Annotated in this window: 18 protein-coding genes; 8 read left to right on the top strand and 10 right to left on the bottom strand. The window is 55.6% G+C overall.

The window, feature by feature from the left end; genetic code table 11:
- Positions 1 to 11: 11 nt before the first annotated feature.
- Positions 12 to 1046, bottom strand: a complete 1035-nt coding sequence (locus ACXAIA_RS03625) for a PstS family phosphate ABC transporter substrate-binding protein (RefSeq protein ID WP_475348148.1) — start codon at positions 1044 to 1046, stop codon at positions 12 to 14.
- Positions 1047 to 1460: 414 nt separating this feature from the next.
- Here ACXAIA_RS03625 and ACXAIA_RS03620 point away from each other — a divergent pair, with 414 nt between their 5' ends.
- On the top strand, positions 1461 to 1763 hold the full coding sequence (locus ACXAIA_RS03620; protein WP_475348147.1) for a hypothetical protein: 303 nt from the start codon (positions 1461 to 1463) through the stop codon (positions 1761 to 1763).
- A 105-nt stretch (positions 1764 to 1868) separates the two neighbouring features.
- Here the strand turns inward: ACXAIA_RS03620 and glcF are convergent, their stop codons facing one another.
- From glcF to ACXAIA_RS03600, 4 genes are all read right to left on the bottom strand, one after another.
- Positions 1869 to 3194, bottom strand: coding sequence for a glycolate oxidase subunit GlcF (gene glcF / locus ACXAIA_RS03615; protein ID WP_475348146.1), 1326 nt, complete (start codon positions 3192 to 3194; stop codon positions 1869 to 1871).
- Positions 3194 to 4456 (bottom strand): glycolate oxidase subunit GlcE, encoded by a 1263-nt coding sequence (gene glcE / locus ACXAIA_RS03610; protein WP_475348145.1) that lies wholly within the window; start codon positions 4454 to 4456, stop codon positions 3194 to 3196. Before glcE ends, glcF begins: the two co-directional genes overlap by 1 nt.
- Positions 4457 to 4562: 106 nt before the next feature.
- Positions 4563 to 6047, bottom strand: a complete 1485-nt coding sequence (locus tag ACXAIA_RS03605) for an FAD-linked oxidase C-terminal domain-containing protein (RefSeq protein WP_475348234.1) — start codon at positions 6045 to 6047, stop codon at positions 4563 to 4565.
- A gap of 15 nt (positions 6048 to 6062) precedes the next feature.
- Positions 6063 to 9530: a pyruvate carboxylase gene (locus tag ACXAIA_RS03600; protein ID WP_475348144.1), complete on the bottom strand. Its 3468-nt coding sequence runs from the start codon at positions 9528 to 9530 to the stop codon at positions 6063 to 6065.
- A 433-nt stretch (positions 9531 to 9963) separates the two neighbouring features.
- Between ACXAIA_RS03600 and ACXAIA_RS03595 the strand changes: the two genes are divergently transcribed.
- The 3 genes from ACXAIA_RS03595 (at position 9964) to ACXAIA_RS03585 (ending at position 12991) form a co-directional block, all read left to right on the top strand.
- Positions 9964 to 11367, top strand: coding sequence for a cache domain-containing protein (locus tag ACXAIA_RS03595; protein WP_475348143.1), 1404 nt, complete (start codon positions 9964 to 9966; stop codon positions 11365 to 11367).
- 39 nt (positions 11368 to 11406) lie between these two features.
- On the top strand, positions 11407 to 12087 hold the full coding sequence (locus ACXAIA_RS03590; RefSeq protein WP_475348142.1) for a response regulator transcription factor: 681 nt from the start codon (positions 11407 to 11409) through the stop codon (positions 12085 to 12087).
- A gap of 85 nt (positions 12088 to 12172) precedes the next feature.
- Positions 12173 to 12991 (top strand): Crp/Fnr family transcriptional regulator, encoded by an 819-nt coding sequence (locus tag ACXAIA_RS03585; protein ID WP_475348141.1) that lies wholly within the window; start codon positions 12173 to 12175, stop codon positions 12989 to 12991.
- A 27-nt stretch (positions 12992 to 13018) separates the two neighbouring features.
- Here the strand turns inward: ACXAIA_RS03585 and ACXAIA_RS03580 are convergent, their stop codons facing one another.
- The 4 genes from ACXAIA_RS03580 to ACXAIA_RS03565 all read right to left on the bottom strand — a co-directional run bounded on the left by ACXAIA_RS03580 (position 13019) and on the right by ACXAIA_RS03565 (position 15961).
- Positions 13019 to 13681 (bottom strand): hypothetical protein, encoded by a 663-nt coding sequence (locus tag ACXAIA_RS03580; RefSeq protein WP_475348140.1) that lies wholly within the window; start codon positions 13679 to 13681, stop codon positions 13019 to 13021.
- A gap of 161 nt (positions 13682 to 13842) precedes the next feature.
- A complete protein-coding gene (locus ACXAIA_RS03575) occupies positions 13843 to 14202 on the bottom strand; it encodes a TraR/DksA family transcriptional regulator (protein WP_475348139.1) in 360 nt (119 codons plus the stop codon).
- A 100-nt stretch (positions 14203 to 14302) separates the two neighbouring features.
- Positions 14303 to 15517, bottom strand: coding sequence for a hypothetical protein (locus ACXAIA_RS03570; RefSeq protein WP_475348138.1), 1215 nt, complete (start codon positions 15515 to 15517; stop codon positions 14303 to 14305).
- Positions 15518 to 15661: 144 nt separating this feature from the next.
- Positions 15662 to 15961 (bottom strand): hypothetical protein, encoded by a 300-nt coding sequence (locus ACXAIA_RS03565; RefSeq protein ID WP_475348137.1) that lies wholly within the window; start codon positions 15959 to 15961, stop codon positions 15662 to 15664.
- Positions 15962 to 16415: 454 nt separating this feature from the next.
- Between ACXAIA_RS03565 and ACXAIA_RS03560 the strand changes: the two genes are divergently transcribed.
- The 4 genes from ACXAIA_RS03560 (at position 16416) to ACXAIA_RS03545 (ending at position 21610) form a co-directional block, all read left to right on the top strand.
- Positions 16416 to 18320 carry an ABC transporter substrate-binding protein gene (locus ACXAIA_RS03560; protein ID WP_475348136.1) on the top strand — a complete coding sequence of 635 codons (1905 nt, stop codon included), beginning with the start codon at positions 16416 to 16418 and terminating at the stop codon, positions 18318 to 18320.
- A 46-nt stretch (positions 18321 to 18366) separates the two neighbouring features.
- Positions 18367 to 20727 (top strand): ATP-binding protein, encoded by a 2361-nt coding sequence (locus tag ACXAIA_RS03555; protein WP_475348135.1) that lies wholly within the window; start codon positions 18367 to 18369, stop codon positions 20725 to 20727.
- 268 nt (positions 20728 to 20995) lie between these two features.
- The gene (locus ACXAIA_RS03550) at positions 20996 to 21220 is read left to right on the top strand and encodes a hypothetical protein (RefSeq protein ID WP_475348134.1); all 225 of its coding nucleotides are present in this window, start codon (positions 20996 to 20998) and stop codon (positions 21218 to 21220) included.
- A 159-nt stretch (positions 21221 to 21379) separates the two neighbouring features.
- Positions 21380 to 21610 carry a hypothetical protein gene (locus ACXAIA_RS03545; protein ID WP_475348133.1) on the top strand — a complete coding sequence of 77 codons (231 nt, stop codon included), beginning with the start codon at positions 21380 to 21382 and terminating at the stop codon, positions 21608 to 21610.
- A 113-nt stretch (positions 21611 to 21723) separates the two neighbouring features.
- On the opposite strand, the gene gltB is transcribed toward ACXAIA_RS03545, so the two are convergent.
- On the bottom strand, positions 21724 to 26274 hold the full coding sequence (gltB, locus tag ACXAIA_RS03540; RefSeq protein WP_475348132.1) for a glutamate synthase large subunit: 4551 nt from the start codon (positions 26272 to 26274) through the stop codon (positions 21724 to 21726).
- Positions 26275 to 26298: the final 24 nt, after the last annotated feature.

The following is a 26298-nucleotide window of genomic DNA, read 5'->3' as shown; positions in this document are numbered from 1 at the left end:
GAAAGATCGCGTTACATGCTCAGCGGCGAAAGGTTCATCGCTGCATTGCGGACTGCTTCACGCTCAGCTGCATCCATCGGGATGAGGCCACGGTCAGCAAGGTAACCTTCGTCACCAAATGCTTTGTCGGCGGTGAATTCAGCCAGGTATTCTTTCATGCCCGGGATGGTGCCAACGTGCGCGTTCTTCACGTAGAAGTACAGCGAACGGGAAACCGGGTAATCGCCAGCAGAGATTGCTTCGAAGGTCGGAGCAACACCAGCGATCATGGAGCCCTGGAGTTTGTCACCATTCTGGTCAAGGAAGGAGAAGCCGAAGATGCCAAGCGCATCGTGGTTGGCTTCGAGTTTCTGAACGATCAGGTTGTCGTTCTCGCCAGCTTCAACGTAGCCGCCGTCTTCACGAACGCCAGCGCAAACTGCGTCGAACTGGTCTTCGTTGGTTTCTTCCAGAGCGGCGATAACCGGGAAGCTTTCGCAAGCCTCTTCGAGTACCAGCTCGGTGAAGGCATCACGGGTACCGGAGGTCGGCGGCGGGCCGAGAACTTCGATTTTAACGTCCGGAAGGCTCGGATCGATTTCTGCCCAGGTGCTGTACGGGTTGTCGATCAGCGACTGGCCGTCTTTGGACGGAACGGTTTTAGCAAGAGCAAGGAAGATCTGCTCTTTGGTCAGGTCGAGCTGCGGGGCAGCGTTGGAGTTCGACAGAACGATACCGTCGTAACCAACTTTAACTTCGGTAACTTCCGAAATGCCGTTAGCAGCACATTTTTCAACTTCGGACTTCTTGATGCGACGCGAAGCGTTGGTGATGTCCGGATGCTGTTCGCCAACACCGGCGCAGAACAGCTTCAGACCACCGCCAGAACCGGTCGATTCAATAACCGGCGTTTTGAAAGAGGTGGTTTTACCGAATTCTTCTGCAACGGCGGTTGCAAACGGGAAAACGGTGGACGAACCAACGATACGAATCTGGTCGCGTGCTTCGGCAGCGCCAGCAACGGCAACGCTCATAAGCGCCGCAACAGCAAGAGTCTTCTTCATCATAAATTCCCCAATGGTTGTTCCACTTCGGAACGGTGCAACGATCTGCGAGGCGGACTCTACCGCTGGGTGCTTACGGTATTGTGTCGCTTTTGTTAACGTTATGTGACAACGTATCAGAGCAGTAAAAACCGCTGTTTCGCCCATTTAAAATCAATGACTTAGCTGTTTTTCATGCGCACCTGAAAACACTGAATTTTCATTCCAACACGCAAATTCGGCCCAGTGTTACGTCGGACTGTCACAAAAACTGTAACAATTGCCCGATCAGGCCATTTTGGGCCTGCCGAATGCCGTGAATTGGCGATATTTCCCAGCAAGTACTTTACATAAGCGCCATTCCACGCAACTGTTGCGACAGCAGGGACCAATAAGAGCCGGGCAGCGATGACGCGTCGGCACAAGCAGGAGCAAAAAATGAGCAACGCCTCACTCGACGAGATTCAGGAACTGATCCAAAAGCTGTCTGGCGAACTGGGCGACATGTCCGAAGCCGCATCGCGTCATATTGATGATCTTCATGTCGCGGTGAACAATGTGGCATCCCACGTTCTCGCCATCGAAGCGGTTCTGACCCAGGTCGCGCAGAAAGTTGATATCGATGAGGCCTCTGCCGTTCAGTGGATTCGCGACAAGACCGCGGCCTATGCCGAAGACAGCAGCGAAAGCTCGGCCGCTGAGGGCATTGTAAAAAGCCTGCTGGGTAACGAAGAAGAATAAGACGCCATCTGGCGCACCATCCCAAACGGATGGTCAGAAACCAAAAGGACGGCAGAGGTTTCCCTGCCGTCCTTTTTTGTTTTGGGCTTTTGAAGCAACAGTGGCCTAGCCCGCCATTTCGGTCGCCTTCATGCGGTCGCGCAGTTTTTCCGGCACCGGACCGCCCGCCGCCCAATCAAGCAACTGCACGGTATGGAGCACTTTGAGATCGTCGGTTTCGATCTGCACCATGCAGCCGATATTACCTGTGGCGACCAGATCGGGCTGGGTCGCGCGGATATTGCCGCGTTTGCGTTCCTGAAGTTGGCCTGCGATTTCAGGCTGGAGCAGGTTATAAACCCCAGCCGAACCACAGCATAGATGGCCTTCGGCGATTTCAGCGACCTCAAAGCCAGCCTGTTTGAGAAGATCGCGCGGCGGTCGTGTGATCTTCTGACCATGCTGCATCGAACAGGCGGAATGATAGGCCACACGCGGATTCCCATGCGTCGCCCCGGCAAAGACCGCGCCATCAATATCAAGGCCAGCGAGATATTCGGTAATATCCTTGGCAAGACCGGACACGGTTGCCGCCTTGTCGGCATAGGCCGGGTCATGGCGCAGCATATGGCCGTAATCCTTGATCGTCGTGCCACAGCCCGAAGCGGTGATGACGATGGCATCAAGCCCCTCACCCGCGATTTCAGCCGACCAGGCATCAATATTGCCCTTGGCCTGGGCATGCGATTGCTCTTCCTTGCCCATGTGATGGACAAGCGATCCGCAACAACCAGCGCCCTTGGCAACCACCACCTCGATCCCGAGGCGTGTGAGTAGACGAACTGTCGATTCGTTGATTTCGGTTTCCAGCACCTGCTGGGCACAGCCAATCAGGATGGCAACGCGGCCTTTGCGTTCGCCAATCGCCGGGATGACCTGGGGTTTGTCGACCCAGCTTGGCGGATGCATGTGACGCGCGCCCATCTTGACCATGCCCTTGAGCCGGCCGGGCATCAGACGCGCGAACGGTGCGGCAAATTTCGCCCCAATCAGCGACATGCGAAACAGGGTCGGATTGGGCACGACAATCGACAGCAGCTTGCGCAGCAAACGATCGCCAAGCGGGCGTTCATAGTTTTCTTCGATATGGGCGCGCGCATTGTCGATCAGGTGCATGTAATCAACACCGGACGGACATGTGCTGGTGCAGGATAGACAGGACAGGCAGCGATCAAGGTGTTTGACCACCTTTTCGGTTGCCGGTTTGTCATTTTCCAGCATGTCCTTGATCAGATAGATGCGCCCACGCGGGCTGTCGAGCTCGTCACCCAGTGTCACAAAGGTCGGGCAGGTCGCGGTACAGAAACCGCAATGCACGCATTTGCGCAGGATCTGTTCGCTTTCGGCAATCGCCGGGTTTTCAAGCTGCTCTGCGGTGAAGTTGGTTTGCATTACGCGCCCTCCCCGTTGTGTGACAGCGCGGATGACGGCGCAATCCGCCCGGGATTGAGGATGCCATGCGGATCGAAGTTTTCCTTGATCTTGGCATTGATGCGCGCAAGGGCAGGGTTTTCGGGATGGAAGACCGGGATGGTTTTGCGCAATTCGCCAGGGGCACGGACCAGATCGGCCTGCCCGCCCGCCACAGCGGCGATATCGCGAATGGCAGTCGCCTCAGAAGCGTCCGATCCGGAAACCTGCAACCAGACACGGCCGCCCGCCCAATCCATCATCGCCCGTCCGCCGGTCTTTTCGATCAGCCGGGCACAGACATCACCCCCGCTTGCCGGTGGGACAGAGACGCGCCAAAGCATGCTGTCTTTGTTATCAGCTGCCGCGAAGGGGGCAACGTCGGAGACGACCTTCCAGATACTGTGGCTGTGACTTTCCGGGACTTCGTGGCATTCGCCAAAATCAGCCAGTGCGCGACACAGCGCATCGGCCCGCCATGCGACAGAGGGTTGCGGTCCTTCGATGCGGAGCGCCACAAGACCGCTGCCATATTCCCCCGCAAGCGGCACATCAAGATGCGGCGCGTCTTCGGGCGCAATCCAGGCCGCGGCCGAAACTTCGTTTTCACTGCGCATGGCCAGTGTCATGGCCTTGCCCGCCGCGCGCGGATCGCTACAAGCAACAATGACGGTGGCGGATGTTTCGTCATTTGGCATGACCTTGAGCGTCACGGTGTGCATGACACCAAGGGTGCCGAACGATCCCGACATCAGTTTGGAAAGATCAAAGCCTGTGACGTTTTTCATCACCCGACCGCCGGATTTGAAATCCTCTGCCCGGCCAGACACGGCTTCGAACCCCAGAACATGATCGCGAGCAGAGCCAACCTTGATCCGGCGTGGCCCGGCAATGTTGCACGCCACCAGCCCGCCGATGGTGCCGGCGTCAACACTGGCACTGCCATCCAACAAGGCGGGGAAATTGCCTGGTTCGAAATGGAATTGCTGATTTTTCTCGGCCAGGGCCGCCTTGATTTCTGCAAGTGGGGTTCCGGCGCGCGCAGATATCACCAGTTCTTCGGGCTGATAAAACAGAATGCCTGACAGTTTGGAGCAATCCAGCACCGCATTCGTCTGAACGCTGTGGCCATAGGCGCGTTTGCTGCCCGATCCGATGATTTCAAGCGGGGTCTCTGATCCAAGCGCCCAACTGACTGCATCGCGCAGCTCGCCCGGCGTGGTGGGGGAAAGTACGTCCACCATAACTCTCTCTCTTTTCCTCTCCTGAGCCTGATCAACCGGATTTGCGGGAGCGGGTTGGCAGGCCTTTTGTTTTGTCTTGTTTGGGTCTTTTATTCGTGCGCTGATCCTAAAAGCGCGGGATATCCGGGAACTTGTCGGCCACCGCCTTGGCATGCAGGGTTTTGAGTTCCCCACAGCCATGCAAGGTCGGGAATACCTTGCCGGGGTTGAGCAACTGGTCCTCGTCAAAGGCCATCTTGATGCGTTCCTGATGCTTCATGTCATCGATTGAGAACATCTCGCCCATCAGGTCGCGCTTTTCGACGCCGATGCCATGTTCACCCGACAGAACCCCGCCGACCTCGACACAGAGTTTGAGGATATCGGCGCCAAACGCCTCGGCCTTTTCAAGGTCGCCGGGTTTGTTGGCATCAAACATGATCAGCGGGTGCAAGTTGCCATCCCCGGCATGGAAGACGTTGGCAACACCCAGCCCATGCTGTTTCGAGAGGTTTTGCATGCCAGTCAGCACTTCGGACAGTCGACCACGCGGGATGGTGCCATCCATGCACATGTAATCGGGGGAAATACGGCCAATCGCCGGGAAGGCATTTTTGCGGCCCGACCAGAACAGCAGGCGTTCTTCTTCGTTCTCGGAAATGCGCGAATAAACCGCACCGCAATCCTTGGCAATCTTGCCGACCCGATCAATCAGGTAATCGACTTCGACCTGCGGGCCATCCAGTTCGACCAAAAGGAGCGCTTCGACATCCAGCGGGTAGCCGGCCTGAACGAATTCCTCGGTCGCCTTGATCGCCGGGGCATCCATCATTTCAAGACCGCCCGGAATGATCCCGGCGGCAATGATGGCCGCAACGCAATTACCGCCTTCTTCGGATGAATTAAAGCCGAGCAACAATGCACGTGCGGTTTCGGGTTTGCGCAGGATGCGCACGGTGACCTCGGTCACGATGCCAAGCAGTCCTTCGGATCCGGTGACGATGCCCAGCAGGTCATAACCCGCTTGATCAAGGCCCTTGCCGCCGATGCGCAGGATGTCACCTTCGATGGTGACCATCTCGACACCGAGCACATTGTTCGTGGTAAGGCCATATTTCAGGCAATGCACCCCGCCGGAGTTTTCGGCGATGTTGCCACCGATCGAACACGCAATCTGGCTTGAGGGATCGGGGGCGTAATAGAAACCTTCGTGTTCGACCGCGCGCGTGATGCCGAGGTTAGTGACACCGGGCTGCACGACAGCCGCCCGGTTGTCCCAATCGATGTCGAGCACGCGATTGAATTTCATCATACTAATGGTAATCGCATCGGCCATCGGAAGTGCCCCACCGGACAAACCGGTGCCTGCACCGCGCGGAACGACACGGACTTTATTGGTATGACAATATTTCAGGATGTCTGCGACCTGTTGTGTGTTTTCAGGCAACACAACAATCATCGGCAGTTGGCGATACGCCATCAGCCCGTCGCATTCATAGGGCCTGAGCTGATCATCATCGACAATTACCCCGCCCGGTGACGGGATGATATCGCGCATGGCCGCAATAATGTCCTTGCGACGGGCAAGTGTGTTCTGATCAGGCTCAGGCATCCTAAGCATCGGTGGTTACTCCTCCAATTCGACCAGCAAGTCCTTGGCTTCGACCTGTGTACCGGCAGGCGCGTGGATTGTGGCCACGGTGCCGTCCTTTTCCGCGTGAACCGCGGTTTCCATTTTCATGGCTTCGAGCGAGCACATGACATCGCCCGCCGTGACCTTCTGCCCTTCGGAAACGTGAACTTCGACCACAAGACCCGGCATCGGGGCCGCGATATGCAGTTTGTTGCCATCTTCGGCCTTTGGTCGTGCCTTGCCCGAACCGGCCAGCGTTTTGTCGGCGACCTTGACGGTACGGGGCTGACCGTTGAGTTCGAAGAACACGGTGCGGTTGCCTTCCTCGTCGCCGGCTTCTGATGTTGTCAGGTAGCGGATGACAAGGGTTTTGCCCTTTTCCAGATCGACCGAGATTTCATCGTTCTGGTTCATCCCGTAGAAGAAGACCGGGGTCGGCAGAACCGAAACGTCGGCGTTGTGGCTGCGATGTTCGGCGTAATCAAGGAACACCTTGGGATACATCACATAGGATGCAACCTCGGCATCGCTGATGTTGCGATGGGTCTTTTTCTCGATTTCCTTGCGGGTGGCTTCGAAATCAATCGGCGGCAATGACTTGCCCGGACGATCTGTGAGCGCCTCGCCGCCTTTGAGCACCTTGCGCTGAAGGGCGGGCGGGAAGCCGCCAACCGGCTGACCGATTTCACCGCGGAAGAAGGAAATGACACTGTCGGGGAAGGTAATGTCCTTTTTGGGATCAAGAACGTCTTCCTCAGACAAACCCGATGTCACCATCATCAGCGCCATGTCACCAACGACCTTGGAACTTGGCGTGACCTTGACGACATCGCCAAACATCTTGTTGACCGCAGCATAGGCCTTGGAGACTTCGGGCCAGCGATCCTCGATCCCCAGTGCACGGGCCTGTTGACGCAGGTTGGTGTACTGGCCGCCCGGCATTTCATGGACATAAACGTCTGACGTGCCGCTGCGGATGTCGCTTTCGAAACCGGCATAGTAACGACGGATCTGTTCCCAATAGGTCGAGACTTCCTTGAGCGCCTCGGTCTTAAGCCCCGGATCGCGCGGCTGACCGATATAGTTGTTGGCGATTGATCCAAGGTTGGGCTGCGATGTCAGACCCGACATGGAATCCATCGCCGCATCGACCGCATCAACACCGGCATCGATTGCTGCAATCACGGTTGCCGCCGAGATACCGCTGGTGTCGTGGGTATGGAAATGGATCGGGATATTGACCGTGTCCTTCAGCGCTGTGACCAGTTCGGTCGCCGCCGCCGGACGAAGCACACCCGCCATATCCTTGAGACCGAGAATATGCGCGCCAGATGATTCCAGTTCGCGGGCCATATTCACATAGTAATCAAGGTTATATTTCGGGCGGTCCTTGTCATAGATATCGCCGGTATAACAGATGGTCGCTTCGCAGAGCTTGTCGGTTTTGAGAACCGATTCCATCGCGACCTTCATGTTTTCAACCCAGTTGAGGGAATCGAACACGCGGAAGACATCCATGCCGTGTTCGGCGGCCTGCTTGACGAAGTAATCCACCGCATTGTCGGGATAGTTCGTATAGCCAACCGCGTTAGACGCACGCAGCAGCATCTGCGTCAGGATATTGGGCACATGTTCGCGCAGCTTGACCAGACGATCCCATGGGTCTTCCTTAAGGAAGCGCATGGCAACATCAAAGGTCGCCCCACCCCAGCATTCGATCGAAAACAGTTCCGGCAAACCATGCGCGTAATAGGGCGCAATTTCGAGCATGTCATAGGTGCGCATGCGGGTTGCCAGAAGCGATTGATGGGCATCACGCATGGTGGTGTCGGTCATCAGGACGCGTTCCTGATCCTTCATCCAGCGCGAGAAGCCTTCGGGCCCCAACTGATCAAGCTTTTGCTTCGTACCCGGACGGATTTCACCAAGATCGATTGATTTTGGCATCACCGGGTCATGCAGATTGGTCGGCACCACCCGACCTTCGACTTCCGGGTTGCCATTAACAGCCACTTCCCCGATGAAGCGCAGCAGGCGGGTCGCGCGGTCACGACGGCGCACGAACTTGAACAGGTCGGGCGTTTCATCAATGAAGCGGGTGGTATATTCCCCGGCGCGGAATTTCGGGTGGTTGATCAGGTTTTCAAGGAAGGCCAGGTTGGTGGCAACACCGCGAATTCGAAATTCACGCAATGCACGGTCCATGCGGTCCACCGCCTCGCGCGGGGTGCTGCCCCATGCGGTGACCTTTTCAAGCATACTGTCATAGAACGGCGTGATCACCGCCCCGGAATAGGCCGTACCGCCATCCAGACGGATGCCAAACCCGTTGGCCCCACGGTAAACCTTGATGATCCCGTAATCGGGGACAAAGTTGTTTTCCGGGTTTTCGGTGGTGATGCGGCACTGAAGCGCGTGGTCACGCAGCTTGATCTTTTCCTGCCACGGGATGCCGGTTTCGGACGGGAAACCGATGCGCCCGCCCTGGGCAATCAGGATCTGTGCCTTGACCAGGTCAAAGCCGGTGACGCATTCGGTGACGGTGTGTTCGACCTGAATGCGCGGATTGACCTCGATGAAATAGAATTTGGATGTATCAACATCCATAAGGAATTCGACCGTGCCGGCATTGACATAATTGGCGGCCTTGCCCAGACGAATGGCAGCGTCACAGATTTCCTTGCGCTGGTCATCATCAAGGTACGGGGCCGGGGCGCGTTCGACCACTTTTTGATTTCGGCGCTGAACCGAACAGTCACGCTCATAAAGATGCACAAGGGTGCCGTGGGTATCACCCAGCAGCTGTACCTCGACATGGCGCGCACGGCGGATCAGCTTTTCAAAATAGACCTCGCCATTGCCAAAGGCGGCCTCGGCTTCGCGGCGTGCGGCCAGCACCTGACCGGCCAGATCCTTACCATTTTCAATGACACGCATGCCACGGCCACCACCGCCCCAGCTTGCTTTGAGCATCAGGGGATAGCCGATATCCTCGGCAATGCGGGTGACCTCAGCCATATCTTCGGGAAGGGCGCTTGAGGCCGGCATGACCGGGACACCGGCACTTTCGGCCAGATTACGCGCAGAGACCTTGTTGCCAAGGGTGCGCATGACGTCCGAGTCCGGACCGATGAACTGAATGCCGGCCTCGGCACAGGCATCAGCAAATTCGGGGTTTTCCGACAGGAAGCCATAGCCCGGATGGATGGCATCGACATCGGCATCACGCGCAACACGCAGGATGTCTTCGATATCAAGATAGGCGCGAATGGGTTTGTTGCCCTTACCCACCGTATAGCTTTCATCAGCCTTGAAACGGTGAAGGGCGAAACGGTCCTCGTCAGAGAAAATCGCAACTGTGCGAATGCCAAGTTCGTTGGCGGCTCGCAGAACACGAATCGCAATTTCGCCACGGTTGGCGACCAGAAGTTTACGGATACGCTTTGGTGCTGAACGCGTCATGGACACCGGGCTCCTACCACATTTTCCCGGCAGGAACGTGCCTGTGCGCGCCTGCCAAAACCAAGTGAAACGCCACGATATGGTCCTTGAATGCGTTGCGGTGCGGGGATGCCTGCAACGCCATACCTTTTGTGGCGATACGGGATGCGGCACGCGGAGATCTTGTGCAATGCATCCAGAGCTTTCGGCGCCCGGTGGGCAGGCGACGGTTCTGGTATATGCGCATTGCCCTCTCCCTGTCAAAGCATGATCTCATGAATTGGTAATACCAATTTTCGGATATCGCGACCAGTTTCTTTTCACCATACGGAACAGGTCACGCCCCCCTTCTCAACCCGGGCTACCGGAAAACCGCGATCTTTCAGCGACTTTTGGCGCGAATATGCTATTGTCCGCCGTCAGAAAAACTGAAAATCCCGAAACGGTTACGCCCATGCCGAAGCTCAATCTTCGACTAAAGTTTTTGCTGCTCTCGATCCTGCCGCTGGTTCTTGCAGCTTCCGCGATCTCCTGGCTGGTCTTTGCCCAGGCCGAACGTCTGGCCGAGGCCGAGATCAGGACCTTTGAACGCAACATCCTGCAGGCCCGGAAAGACGAGCTTAAAAGCTATCTCGAGCTCGCGATGGCCTCGATCGATCACATCTATTCCGTGGCAAGCCCGCTGGATGCGGTGTCCAAGGAACGGGTCAAGGCGATCATCGAGGACCTCAGCTATGGTGAGGATGGCTATTTCTTTATCTATGACCGCGATGGCACGGCCCTCGTTGACCCGCCAGAACCCTGGCGCTTGGGGCGGACATACTGGAACCTGCGCGACATCAACGGCAACACGGTCATTCAGGGCCTGATTTTCAATGCGGAAAAGGGTGGCGATTTCATGCGCCACGTCTGGGAAAAACCCTCCACCGGCGAGCCGACCGAAAAGATCACCTATTCCCTGATGCTTGATAAATGGGACTGGATGATCGGCACGGGGATTTATATCGACGATATCGCCGAACAGGTCACCGAGATCGAGGCGGAGGTTTCCACCCATATCCGCGAAACCACCATTTCCATTATTGGCGTGACCATTCTCGCAGTTCTGCTGGTGGGGATTTCGGGCACGGTTGTCACCCTTTCGGAACGCAAACTGGCCGACTCAAAGCTTAAGGAACTCACCCACCGGGTGGTGGATGTGCAGGAACAGGAACGGCTTCGGGTATCGCGCGAGCTGCATGACGGCATCAGCCAGATATTGGTGTCAGTCAAATATGCGGTCGAAACCGCGATTGCGCGCATCACGCAAAAACGCGACAACGCCATGGAACCGATGGAAAAGGCAGCCAAACGATTACAGGACGCCATCCATGAGGTCCGGCGCATTTCACGCGACCTGCGCCCGGCGGTGCTTGATGATCTTGGCCTCAAACCCGCGATTGAGAGCATGTGCGCCGAACTGCAAGACCGGTCGGGCATCCTGATCGAGGTGAAATGTGAAAACATCGACGCGCAGCTTGATATCGGCAAGAAGACGACGCTGTATCGCGTCTTGCAGGAAACGCTGACCAATATCGAACGCCATGCCGATGCGACGGTTGTAAAGATCTTGATCAAGCGCGAGGGCCAAAGCATCATCATGCGCATTGCCGATAATGGTGTGGGGTTTGAAACCAACCGCTATATCCGTAACCGCGATCCGCGTGCCGGCATTGGTTTGCGCAACATGCGCGAACGCATGGAATTCCATGGCGGCGGGCTTGCGGTGCGTTCCGAACCCGATGATGGTACGAAAATCACTGCATTTATTCCCGCCAACAGCCAGAATGCCCTACCCGATGATGCAATCAGCGGTTAATCTGGCCAAAGCACAACCCGACAGGACCCCGTTCGATCCATGACCAACGCCACCATTGTCAAAGAAACCTATTCCACCGATCGGCCATTGCGGATTTTGCTGTGCGACGATCACGCGCTTGTCATGGATGGCATCCGGTCGCGTCTGGAATGCTTTGAACATATCAATATTGTCGGCGAAGCGGGCAACGGAGCCGAGGCACTGACGATGGCGGGAGATCTGCAGCCCGACATCGTGCTGATGGATATTTCGATGCCGGTGATGAACGGCCTTGAAGCGGCCGAAAAGTTCCGTGAAACCCTGCCCGATACCAAGGTCGTCATCCTGTCGATGCATGAAAACCCGGAATATCTGCGCACCGCCCAACAGGCGGGTGCGAAGGGCTTTATCCTTAAAGACGTATCATCGAACGACATGGTGCGCGCGATTGAAACCGTCGCCAATGGCGGCGAAGCATATAGCTCCACATTCGATCGCATTACCGATGGTGAAGATATCGAAAGCGATGGTGTGCCGCTGACATCGCGTGAACGGACGGTCTTGCGCCTTCTGGCCAAGGGGGCCAGCAACAAGCATGTGGCCCGTGAACTTGATATCAGTGTGCGGACCGTTGAAACCCACCGGCGCAACATCAAGCGCAAGCTTGATATCGACAGCTCGGCGGGTCTTGTGCGCTATGCCATTGAAAAGGGTCTGGTAACCCTTGATTCCACCAACTGAAATCACAATCTGGATCACAGTCGCGATCAGATCAGCATGACTATGCATTGATTTCACATTCTGCTACGGTAGATTAGGCTGTGGATTGGAGGAACTACAACTTTCCGGTCCAACCGTTGCCGGGATTGGTCCGGCCATCCAGATCAGCCCGACGTCATGGGTAAAAAGCGTGAACCACACAGCAAGCTACACATTCCGACCCGAACTTGCGCGGTGCCGCGAATGCGGCGTGCGGAAATTTGCTTTGTTCAACAATCTGACGGACGAGGACTTCAAACTCGTCCATATGCCGGTTGAAGACATCACGCTGCCCAAACGTGACACGCTTTATAATGCTGGCGATCAGGCGCAATCGATCTATACCCTGCGGTCCGGCCTGATCAAACTTGTGCATTACCTGCCAGATGGAAATCAGCGTGTTGTTCGCCTGGTGAAGCCGGGCGGCACCATCGGACTTGAAGCCCTGGTCAGTGATTGCTTCACCCATCACGCCGAAGCGCTTCAGGACAGCAAGCTGTGCCGTATTCCCATTGCCGTGATTGAAAAGCTTGATAGCGAAAGCCCGCGTTTGCACAAACAGGTGCTGAACCGCTGGCATCAGGCGGTGATGGAATCGGATAACTGGCTGACCCAGATGTCGACCGGGACCGCGCGCGAACGCGTCGCCCGCCTGTGCCTGTTTTTGCATGATGACGTGACCGATACCTGCACCTTGCCGGGGCGCGAGGATATTGGCGCGATGCTTGGCATCACCACCGAAACGGCCAGCCGGATCATTGCCGATTTCAGACGTCATGACATGCTGGAATTCAAATCGCGCAATGTCTTTGGGCTCAACCTTGCCGGACTTCGCGCTGTAGCCGGGATTGAGGACACCACCGGTTCAGATCGCTTTGAAGACTAAGCAGTTGTTCGCAGAATTGCCAATAGGCTATCTAAGCGCATCCTGCAGATCCGTTTGAAAAGCAGAATTCGGTCCGCAAGCCTTTGAAAGTCTTTCATATTCCTGCGGGGTATCTATTTTCCTGTGCTGTTCGCGGCTACGACGGCGAATGTCATTCAGCCGTCTTTTGAAATCGCGCCCATATTCCGAATGAAGCCGACGCATGGCACCGGGCACATTGTCAGCGGGCATGGGGAACATCGCCTCGACCTTACCAACGATATCGTTGACCAAATCATCCAGGGCCACGCGAATATCATCTTCCATACCCTGATTGATTTTGACGTGTTCACCTTCGTGGGCGTAGACGACGTCATATTCACAGGTACCACGTTCCAATTCGGCCGGGATATAGACCAGATGCTTGACAACATCGACCTTCGGATTGACTAAAACGGGATCAAGACAATAACGCCCGGGACTGACTTCGCGTGGCTCAAAGCGCATATCAAAGGATGCGTTGACCTCGTATTCGGTCAGTCCGGTGACGAGATAACGCGAATCACCCCCGGCACGGCTATTGAGCCAGCGAATGGAGCGATAGCGATCAAGCATCGGGTCTAAGCGGTTAAATTCGAGGAAGGCCTTTGGTGCGCTGATCGGCGCACAACTGCCCTGCGCGCGTGCGACGTCGGGAAGCAAAAGCAACATGGTCAGACAGCCAAAAACAGCACACAAGATGCCGCCTTTTGCAATCTGTCCTGTCGTCTTTTGCCCGAACGCTGGCAAACGTTGCTCCTGCCTTTAATGAAAATGCTGCGCGCAGAACAGCCTGCACGCAGCGTTCATGGATCTGTCTTTACGGTGGAATGTCAGACGTGGCTCACATGGTCGGCACAGTCGACACAAAGCGGCGTGGTCGGATCAAACTCAAGACGCTTGGCTTCGATCAGCTCGCCGCAATTGTGGCAATGCCCATATTCGTCGTCATCCATGCGTTTGAGGGTCTTTTCGATCCGCTCCAACTCGACCGTGCGGCGACGTTCCTGTTCAAGATGCATTTCCTGATTTTGCAGGGCATCCATACGTGACAGACGACCAACGACCTGCTGATCAAGTTCGACCGGCTTGCGGTAGTCTTCTGAATGCGTGGAATGCGACAGAATTTCCGCCCGGCGTTCCTCCAAACGGGTGCGCAATTTCGCAAGATCAATGTCTTTTCGATCTGTCATCCGAAACCTCGTTATGTGTTGTTGTTCTTAGTATTGATATAAGTACATTGGTCCGGGTTTCGCCAATACATAGGTCAAATTATTCAAAGATTTTGGCCGGTCAGGTGCAATTGCCGCAGGCATCGACGAGTTTTTCAAGCGCTGCCTTGGCCTCGTCATCATCAAGGCCTTCGGATTTGATCTTTTTCTGGATTTTGCAACACAGGGCCGGGCCATCCGGGAACGGCTTGTCGGTCCAGAACGGGGCGGTCGTGCCGAAATATCCGGCCTGATCGAGGAACGAGACGCCGTAGTAATAGGCCGCCCCGACCGAGTTATAGAAGGTCGGATCATCAATGAAACCACCATCGGGTGTCATGGATTTGGTCAGACACCAATGAAGCACCAACGCGATGTCTTTGGACGCGGCATTTTGGGTATCGGCATCCACCTTTGACCAGCCAAGATCAAAAATCTTGGTGACATCGTAATTGTTATGGTTGTTGAAATCACCATTGTGCTGCCAACCGAACGGATAGGCATCATCACGGATCGCAAGCGTGGTGTTGAAAATCTGCGTCCACAGATCGACCTTGCCGTGCTGATAGGAAATATTGTGGAAGGTCAGGCTGAGATCACTGCTTTCAAGAACACCCTGATCAGGGGTATCAAACCAGCCGCCCCAATAGCCGCTATCCTTGTCCTGCCAGTCATCAAGCCATGTTTTATAGGCGTTGATATAATCATCGCTCAGATCAAAGCCCTTCACATTGGCTTTGAAGTAGTCGCGGATTTCGCTTTTAAAGCACATCTGAGACAGTGCTGCGGTAACGGCGCCTAGCGCATCACGGCGATCAAGACCATCGGCAAAAATGCGGGATGTTTTGTGACCATCAAGCCAGGCAATCATTTTGTCGGGTGTTGCAATTGGTGCCATAAATGCGAACGGATATTCGGGCGCCTGCCCTTCGTCGGCCAAGGTATTGACCGCATCAATCATCGCATCGACTTTCAGGAACCATTGATCGTAGCACGGCCCCCAGGAGCCATCGCTTGCGACCTGTTTTTCGGCCCATGCCTGATCCGGGTTTTCAAGCGAGCTGGCAAAACCATCAAGCTTGCTATCCAGCGTTTTCCAGTCGGCGGTATATTGCAGCAACCATTTGCATTCGATCATTTGCTGATCAGATGCCGCCATGCTGTTACCGGTTTTCTGGGCTTTGATCAGTTTTTCCTGCAAGGGTGCGAGCTTTGCGGCATAGGCCTTTTGCTGCGCGATATAGTCGGGATCAAACGTGCAAAACTGTTCTGTGATCAACTTGGTGAAATCTGTCAAAGCCCGGCCCCCTGATGCGTGTCCCTGTTATGCCTGCGCAAAACAATGACAAAAACCGGAGCATATCCAAAGCATTATCGACAGGGCGTTTATACGACTGCACTGAATTCGGATGGCGCGATGTGACGATAAGGGTTTTGGAAACTAGTCTTCGAGCAGCCAGTTGCGGATCACACGCAGCGCCTGATCCGGATCTGTTTCGACAATTCTTGCGGCAACATTGGCCTTTTTGCGATCAATCATGCCCTCAATCCCGGCAACACTGAAACCTTCCGCATGATCCGTCGCCGGGCGGGTTGAGACATCTGTTGCTGTCCCCTGCAATCTTTCGCGCAAACGCACATCCGTTCCCGATTCGTAACGTGGAATCGGCGCAGCAGGCTTTGGACCGGGCAAAAAGGATGGTCCGTCTGCCATCTTATCGGGGTTATCAGTTTGCGTCATGGGCACAACTTTCGTCCTATGCTTTGCGCAGTTTAACATATCGTCGCAAAACCACTGACGACTAATCCCCCATCCCGGCAGAAATAGACGCCCACAATTCCGCAATGTCCTTATATAAGAGTGAAAGAAACTTTGATTTCCGGGCGTTTCAGGTGCTACCTTTTCTTTTAACTAATTAAAATAATTAGGGTGGAGGCCGTCCATGGATCAATCATACGTCTTGTTTTTGATCGAAGCGTCGCCCCGACGAAACCTTCCAAGGGCTACCTGAAAAGTGTATTTCGGCAAGTCTGGCGCGCATTGAACCGATACAAGAAACTTATGATTGTGAATTTTATACTTCCACAATGCGTCATGTATATCTAGGTTGGAAGAATCTGGACTCCACCCCTTTCGGGTAGCGGTCGCAATACTTTTGATATGAACACACAAACCCACGGGGGCAAAGGTTTTTGTGAGGCATAATACGTTTATCCTGATTGTTGCACTGACCGCGATGCTGACAAGCATTGGCAGCACGCACGCGTTCGAATTCGGTGAGTCACCAGAGCTTGCCAAGCAGGTTGAAAACGGAACCCTGCCACCGGTCAAGGACCGCCTGCCGACCACGCCGATGATCGTCTCGCCGACCGAGCGCACAGGCACTTATGGCGGTACGTGGAAAATGGCCCAGCGCAACAAGCGCGACCATGCCCTTTTGATCCGAAATATCGGTTATGAGCCATTGCTGCGCTGGACGCCGCAATGGTCATCAACCATCCCCAATGTCGCGCTGTCCTTTCAGCCGAGCAGCGATGCAACGGAGTTCTTTTTCCGTCTGCGCCCCGGCATGCGCTGGTCGGATGGTGCCCCGTTTACTGCCGAAGATATTGTTTTCTGGTACGAGGATATCCTGAACAATCCGGCATTCGGGGATGCGGTTCCTGAATGGTTGATGGCAGGCGGCAACAAGGTGCAGGTCGATGCGATCGACGCCCATACCGTCGCGTTCCGGTTCAGCGAACCCTATGGACTGTTTCAAACAGCACTTGCGCGCCCGGAAGGGGTCGAACCGGTAAGTTACCCGGCGCATTTTCTGAAACCGCTTTTGCCGAAATATAATGCCAATGCCGATGCCATCGCCAAGCAGATGGGCTATGCGGGCTGGAAAGAACGCTTTGTTGATGTGTTCGGACAACCCGGAACGATTGATGACCCGTCACGCTGGCACAATCCGGATGTGCCAACCCTGAATGCCTGGGTTCTCGATGGGGTTTACGGCGAAGATGATCCGCTAATCGCCAAACGCAATCCGTATTACTGGAAGATTGACCCGACCGGCCGCCAGCTTCCTTATATTGATCAGGTTTCCATGACCCTTGTGCCGTCCAAAAGTGCGGCCGGGGAAGCAGCGATTGCCGGCAAGGTCAATATGCAGGAACGCCATGTCAGCAAACATGCCGATGACGTCCTGTCCAAGAACAAGGATCTGTTGCCGTTCACACTGGTGGAAAGCGACATGAATGTCCTGACCTTGTCACTTAACCTCAATGACAAGGACCCGGTGCTGCGCAAAATCTTCCAGAACAAGGATTTTCGCGTTGCCCTGTCATATGCAATCAATCGCGAAGCGATTATCGATCGCTTCGTGCCCGGCGCATTGCCCCATCAGGCAGCACCGCGCCCCGAAAGCCCGCAATATCATACGGTTCTGGCACGCCAGTTCATGGCCTATAACACCGATCTGGCGCAGACCTTTCTGATCAGGGCCGGGCTGACGGAGCGCAATGAAAACGGCATCCTGATGCGCCCGGATGGCAAACCGCTTTCGTTTTCCATTGATACCGAAGGCGCAGAACGCTTCGAGATGCTTAATGCTGTCACGCGCTATTGGCGCGAGCTTGGCGTTGATGTGACCGCACGCAATCTGCCGCGAGACGAGTTTGTCGCGCTTCGCGAAACCAATGATCATCAAGCCAGTGCCTGGGGGGGTGATGGCGGCCTGGATGCCATGGTGATCCCGATCAATTACCTGCCCATGTCGTCTGAATCATCCTGGTTCGCCACCGGCTGGGCCCACTGGTATCTTAATCCCGAAAGCCCGGATGCGATCACACCGCCCGATGCGGTGCAAAAGCAGTTGGCACTTTATGATCAGCTCAAGGCAACAGCAAATAGCGAAAAACAGAATCAACTGATGCGCGATATTCTCGACATGAGTGCAGATCAGTTTTACGTTATGGGGATCGCCTTGCCGCTAAACCGGAAAGGTGTCGTCGCCCGGGACTTCCACAACGTTCCCAAGGTGATGCCGGCTGCCTGGAGTTACGCAACCCCGGCGCCGACCAACCCAAGTCAGTACTTTATTCAGACCGAGTAAAGTTCACACACAATAAGCACCATTCGGAACGGGGAGCCGAAGTCATTTGAGGACGCTGTTTGACCGATTGATCGGCAGTCTGGTTTTCAAGATCGCAATTGCGATCATTGTCGTGGAAACCATCCTTCTTGGTCTGTTTGGCGGTTATTATGTGCAGTATTTCGGGGCCGAGATTGATCGTCGGATTGCCGAGCAGATCAGCACGCCCGGACGGCTCATCCAGCATGAACAACTCAAGGTCTCGGTCCTGAGCGATCCCGAGCAGATGAAACTTCTGCTAGGCCCGCACCTTCAGCAGGCGTTGGCGATCGGGTTTGACGGCACGATCTATCATTCGACCGATCCGCTGATGATCGGTGCGTCGATCAATGCGCTAAAAGGCTTTCCGGTGGATGAGCTGCGCGCGGACATGACCGAGCAGACCCTGATGACGGTTGATGACGAAACCGGCGAAAGCATGGTCAGCATCACACCGATCTTCAATCTGAATTCCAACCAGCCCTTTATGTATGTCTATCTCAAGGTTTCGACCAAGGGGCTTGAGGAAAGCCAGCGCCAGATGCAGTCGGTGCTTTTGATCGGGTCGGCGCTTTGTCTGCTTTTGACATCGGCGCTGATCTTTCTTTTCACCCAGCATACGGTTCTCAGGCGCCTGATTACGGCAGCCCAGTTCGTCAACAAGATCCAGATTGGCAAGCTGAGCTCGCGACTTATCCCGATGGGGCGGGATGAAATCGGAACACTGGAACGTGGCCTGAACGCGATGGCCGAAAGCCTGGAGCGCCGCACCCAGCAGCATCAGGCTGCACAGGATGCGTTGCGCGACAGTGAGGAACGGTTCCGCGACTTTACGCTTTCATCTGCCGACTGGTACTGGGAGATGGGCAGCGACCTCAAGATCGCGTTTGCGTCCTACAAGTTTTACCAGCTGATCGAGGAAATCAACGGGTCGCCTCAGGGTCAGACCTTTGACAAGCTTGGACTGCATCCCGAACATCCCGAGGGTTGGCAGCACCTTCAGCGCCATCTCGATCAGCATACGGCATTTTATAACGTCGAGTTCTCCTGGACATCGCGCACCGGGGAAAAACAGTTCGGACGCATCAATGGCGTTCCGGTCTTTGCGCTGGATGGCAGCTTTAATGGCTATCGCGGAACGGGCAGCAACATTACCGAGCAAAAGCGTGCCGCTGAAGAACAGCATGCGCTGCAAAGACAGCTTGCCACATCGCAAAAACTTGAGGCGGTTGGCCAGATGGCCGGCGGCGTTGCCCATGAATTCAACAACTGCCTTGCCGGTATCCTGAGCTTTGCCGAAGTCGCACGTGCCAAGATTGATGATCCCGAACGGGTCAAGGAATATATCGGTCACGTCATTTCGCTTGGGGAGCGGGCCACAGGTGTTGCTGATCAGCTTTTGATGTTCTCGCGCCGCCGGATTGACCAGCCCAAGAATGTCCGGGTTGAAAGCATCTTTGCCGAGATGGAAAAGCTTCTGGTGACGTTGCTTGAACATCGCATTGATCTGCAGATCTGGTCCGATGAGCCTGAACTTTATACCAAGGTGGATCCGACCCAGCTGTCGGCCAGCATCCTGAACCTTGCCATCAATGCGCGCGATGCCATGCCCGAGGGCGGGACGTTACAGATTTCATGTCGCAGTGCAGACATCCCGCCAGCGGGCAAGCGCGACACTGATGACGATGAAGACATCTATCCGCCAGAGGTCGAAGGGCAATTTGTTGTCATCACGGTGCAAGATACCGGAACCGGCATCCCCGAAGATGTGATCAGCCATATTTTCGAGCCCTTCTTCTCGACCAAGGAGCCGGGCAAGGGCACGGGGCTTGGGCTTTCGATCGTCCATAGCTGGGTCGAGGAGTCGCATGGCTTTATCAATCTTGAAAGCGTCGAGGGCGAAGGCACGACCTTTTCGATCTATCTGCCGCGCACCGAACCGGGCAACGAGCCCGTCCATGTTGTCGATGAAATCGGTGAGTTCCCGGGCAATGGCGAACGTGTTCTGATTGTCGATGATGAACAGGCGCTCAGAACAACCGCCCAGATCATTCTTGATGATGCCGGTTACAAGACGGAAACCGCCAAAAGCACCGAAGATGCTCTGGTGATCCTTGAACAGAATGCCGAAGACGCGCCCTTTGACGTCATTCTGACCGATGTTGTCTTGCCGGGACGCAGTGGCCCACAACTGATTATCGAAGCACTGCGGCAAAATCCGCGCTATGGCGTGGTCTTCATGTCGGGCTATCCGGCGCGGTCGCGCAAGGAGCTTGATAATCTTCTGGGCAATTACGTCTTTGTCAAAAAGCCGTTCCGGCCGGGCCAATTGCAAAAAGCCATTCAGGATGCGCTGAAACTGGCATCGGATCGCCCAAAACCGGACTGACAAACCAATTTGAAGCCCGATTCCCCAACCCTGACCACCGTGAAATGACGCCCATTTCGCCGATTGGTTAAAAAAATCTTACCCGCCTATATTAGCCAAAATGCTTGCAAACCAAGCCATTGGCAGCATCGACCCTATTGTGGCACTGGATAGTGTGACAACCGTCACTTATATCAATAGCACAAGCTCATACCGTGAGTTTCAGAGAGATTTTAACCACCCCGGTTGATGAAGGGCATTGCCCCGCCGGACAAGTGATGAGGTCAGGATGATCGACTCAGTACAAGGTTCAGGACTTGGTCCCGCAGCAAAGGCTGCAAATGATGCAATTACGCCCAATGGTGGTGCAGAGCCTTCTCTGCCTTTCGCAGCCGCAGAAGGCGCGATCAACAAGGCAACCGGACTGGCCAAGGTTATCGGATCAATCGTGACCGAGCACCAGCCGCTTGAAACCAGCGGCAACCGTGGCACCAAAGTTAATATCCTAACGTGATTTTTCCCTCTCGTTAGCTTCCTCCGGGGTGGTCTTTGATGACCACCCTTTTTTCTGTGCGGATTCTGCGAAATTGGTAAATCGGGCCGGTCGTGCGCGATCATGACAAATGCCTGACCACGTGATAGGATTGGCGCATTTTCAAACGTGGATGATCACATGGCGACCAACAGAATTGGCGGGACAGGCTCTTCGCAAACAGGCCTTCAGGATGCGCGCGCGCGTCCGCAGGGTGGCTTGCCCTCGCGTGGCCGGGTCGGCGCCAATTCCGATCAGCCATCCTCTGACAGTTTCATCGCATCCCAGCTTGCCCGCCTGCGCAACCTGATCGCCACCGATCAGATTGACCACAACGCCCGGCGCGGGACGTATCTGAACATCTTGCTGTAACCGGCACATCTGCCTTCAATACCCCCAACGAAAAAAGCCCCGTACCGAAGTACGGGGCGAGTTCATTTGTCCAGGTGTGTTGGACAAGGGAGCTTGCGCAAAAGCGTGAGGGATCACGCAGTTGCCTGGTTTTCGCTCTCTGAGCGAATGGGGTGTTCCAGCTTGTCGACGATTTCTTTTGGCACGATCTGCCAGAAGTTGCCGCGTTCACGGTCCCAGTTATCGAGGATGGTGCGGGCAAAACCGCTTTCGGTTTCGGCCACATGTTCTTCGATCAGGGAACGGCAATGTTCGTCCCAATGCTGGGTTTCAATGCGCTGATAGAGGATGGAGCCATCATTGACGACATCGGCAAAGGTGCCTTGGGTGTCATAGATGAACGCCATACCACCGGTCATGCCCGCCCCGAAGTTTTCACCAACGGAGCCAAGAATGACAGCCGTGCCGCCGGTCATGTATTCACAACCGTTCGAGCCACAACCTTCGACCACAACGGTCGCACCGGAGTTACGCACACAGAAACGTTCACCGGCCTGACCGGCGGCAAACAGCTTGCCCGCAGTCGCACCATAAAGAATGGTGTTGCCGATGATGGTGTTTTCGTTGGTCTTAAGCGAGCTACTTGGACGCGGACGCAGAACAATCGTCCCGCCCGACAGCCCCTTGCCGACATAGTCGTTGGCATCGCCCTGCACTTCGATCTTGAGCCCCTGCACGGCAAAGGCACCAAGCGACTGACCAGCCGAGCCGCGCAGACGGACATGGAGATGGCCCGGTTTCAGGCCGGTCATGCCGTATTTCTGCGTGATCAGGGACGACATCCGGGTGCCAATTGCACGCTGGGTGTTCTGGATGTTGTATTGCAGCTGCATCTTTTCGCCGTCTTCAAGAAGCGGACGGGCATCCTTGATCATCTGGGCATCAAGGGTGTCCGGGACTTCATTGCGGCCTTCGATGGTGCAGAAGCGTGCATGATCACCGGCATCGGCCTGTGCCAGCAACGGGTTCAGGTCAAGGTCAACAAGGTCCTTGGCGCCACGGTGAACCTGCTGAAGCAGATCCGATCGGCCAATGACTTCTTCCAGACGGGTATAGCCAAGCTCGGCCAGAACGTCTTTGACTTCCTCGGCCATGAAGGTGAACAGGTTGACCAGTTTGTCTGCGGTACCGACGAACTTGGCACGCAGGGCCGGATCCTGGGTACAGACACCGACCGGGCAAGTATTGGAATGACACTGACGGACCATGATGCAGCCCAGCGCGATCAGGGATGCGGTTCCGATACCGAATTCCTCGGCACCGAGCATCGCGCCCATGACAATGTCACGGCCGGTTTTGAAACCGCCATCAACACGCAGTTTGACCTTGTCACGCAGGTTGTTCAGCGTGAGCACCTGGTTGACTTCCGACAGGCCCATTTCCCACGGAACACCGGCATATTTGATCGAGGTCTGCGGGCTTGCACCCGTACCACCGTCATACCCGGAAATCAGGATGACGTCGGCTTTTGCCTTGGCAACACCAGCGGCAATCGTACCGACACCCGAACGCGATACCAGTTTGACGCAGACGCGGCAACGCGGGTTGATCTGTTTGAGGTCATAGATCAGCTGTGCGAGATCTTCGATCGAATAGATGTCATGGTGCGGCGGCGGTGAAATCAGGGTCACACCCGGCGTTGCATGACGCAGCTGGGCGATTTCCACCGTGACCTTGAAGCCCGGCAGCTGACCACCTTCACCCGGTTTTGCACCCTGGGCGACCTTGATCTGGATTTCTTCACAGTTATTGAGGTATTCGGCCGTGACACCGAAACGACCCGATGCCACCTGCTTGATCGAGGAACGCGCATTGTCACCGTTCGCACGCGGACGGAAACGTTCGCGCGATTCCCCGCCTTCACCGGAGTTCGATTTCGCACCGATACGGTTCATGGCGATCGCAAGCGCTTCGTGCGCCTCGGTCGACAATGCACCGTGGGACATGCCCGGCGTTACGAAACGTTTGCGGATTTCGGTGATGCTTTCGACCTGATCCTGACGCACGCCTTCGCGGTCAGAACGGAAATCAAGCAGATCACGCAGATGCAGCGGTTCACGCGAACGCAGACCATCCGAGAATTTCTTGAACGAATGGTAGCTGCCCGTGGTCACGGCAGACTGCAGGGTATGGATCAGCGGACCAGTCCAGACATGGCGTTCGCCACTGCGGCGGTATTTGTAAAGACCACCGACCGGCAGAACCACAACATTGCCGTTAAAGGCTTCCTTGTGCTGGGCGATGGTGCGGCGCTGAATACCCTGAAGACCGATACCCGAAATGCGCGAAGGCATGCCCGGGAAGAATTCAGCCACCAGCGATCGCGACAGACCGATGCTTTCGAAGTTATAGCCACCACGATAGGAGCTGATGATCGAGATGCCCATTTTCGACATGATCTTGAGCAGGCCGGCATCAATGGCCGCCTTGAAGCGCTGCATGACTTCGGCGGTGCTGTTCACATTCGGGAACAGACCACGGGCATAACGGTCCAGCAGACCTTCCTGCGCGAGATAGGCGTTAACCGTGGTCGCACCAACACCGATCAGAACGGCAAAGTAATGCACATCCATGCATTCTGCCGACCGGACGTTGAGCGAGATATAGGTGCGCAGCGACGTCGTGACGAGGTGGCTGTGAACACCACCGGCGGCCAGGATCATCGGGATCGCCGCACGGGTTTCGGAAATGCCTTCGTCGGTCAGAATGACGTGCAGGGCACCACCACGCACAGCTTCCTCGGCTTCGCGTTGAATGCGCGAGATCGCTTCACGCAGCGCCATCTTGCCACCATTGATGTCAAAGGTGGTGTCGATTTCGACGGCACTGTCGCCCATATAACCGCGCATCGCGTCATATTCGGCGTTGGTCAGAACCGGGCTTTCAAGCTGAAGCAGATCACACTGGCTTTCATCCTCGTCAAGGACGTTCCCCAGGTTTCCCAAACGGGTCTTCAGGCTCATGACGCGCGCTTCACGAAGGCTGTCGATCGGTGGGTTGGTCACCTGCGAGAAATTCTGACGGAAGAAGTGATGCAGACCGCGATACCGATCCGACAGGATCGCAAGCGGGGTGTCATCACCCATCGAGCCGATGGCTTCCTTGCCGTCTTCACCCATCGGATGAAGGATCAGTTCAAGGTCTTCGTGGGTCAGGCCCATCGATTTCTGCAAGCGCAGAAGACGTTCTTTTTCCAGATTTGCCGGTTCAGCCTGTTCCGGTGAAATCAGGTCATCAAGCACCTTGGTGCGACCAACCCATTTCGACCAGTCACGACGTGCTGCCAGCTGATCTTTCAGCTCGGCATCATGCAGAAGCACGCCTTCTTCGAGGTTGACGGCAATCATCTGCCCCGGGCCGAGGCGGCCTTTTTCAACGCAGGCTTCTTCGTCGATATGCACCATACCGGCTTCGGAACCGGCAATCAGAAGACCATTGCCCGTCACCGCATAACGCAGCGGACGCAGACCGTTACGGTCAGTACCACCCATCAGCCATTTACCGCCATAGGCCGCAAGCGCCGCGGGGCCGTCCCACGGTTCCATCACAGCGTTGCAATAGGCATAAAGGTTTTTATAGCTGTCGGGCGTGGAGGCCTTTTTCGACCAGGCTTCCGGCACCATCATGGTTTTCACCATCGGCAGGTCACGACCGGCACGCACCATCAGCTCGAACACGGCATCAAGGGCCGCCGAGTCAGACGAGCCCGGCTGAATGACCGGCTTGAGGTCATCGATGCTGTCGGCATAGGCATCATGTGCCATGCGCGCTTCGTGGCTTTTCATCCAGTTGACGTTACCGCGCAGCGTGTTGATTTCGCCGTTATGGGCAAGAACACGGAACGGCTGTGCCAACGGCCAGCTCGGGAAGGTGTTGGTCGAATAACGCTGGTGATAGACGCAGAAGTTCGAGATGAAGCGTTCATCACGCAGGTCGGGATAGAAGGTATCGACGTCCTCGGCGAGGAACATGCCCTTGTAGATCACCGAACGGCACGACATCGAGCAGATGTAGAAATCCTTGATCGCCTCTGAAAGCACGGCCTTTTCGATGCGGCGACGGATGGCATACAGATCGATCTCGAACTTTTCTTCGCTGACATCTTCGCGCACGCCAATCAGGACCTGCTCGATTTCCGGGCGGGTCTGGTTGGCTTTTTCACCGATCACCGACACATCGACCGGCACCTGACGCCAGCCCAGAATGCCGTAACCCTGCTTGAGGATTTCGGTTTCGACAATCGCACGGCAACGTTCTTGTGCGGCCATGTCGATACGCGGCAGGAAGACCTGACCAACAGCGATCAGGCTGTCGGGGGCTTCCTGGTTGATGACTTTGAGATAGGCTTTGAAGAAATCCTGCGGGATCTGCAGGTGGATACCCGCCCCATCACCGGTTTTGCCGTCGGCATCAACAGCGCCACGGTGCCAGATGGCCTTGAGCGCCTCGATCCCGGCTTCGACAACTTCGCGACGCGGTTTGCCGTCAATCGCCCCGACCAGACCCACACCACAGTTGGCGTGTTCTTCTGCCGGATCATACATCCCGCTGGCTTCAAGATGAGCCGCGTTCTTTTCAAAACGGGCGATATCAACGGCGCCCTTGCTGTGAACGATTTTGTTCATAACTCTCTCTCCTAATGCGGCAGC

It is taken from the genome of Thalassospira sp. ABL2_045 (assembly GCF_056161285.1).
Note: the sequence above shows the minus strand (reverse complement) of the source record. Positions and strands in the feature narration are given on the sequence as shown.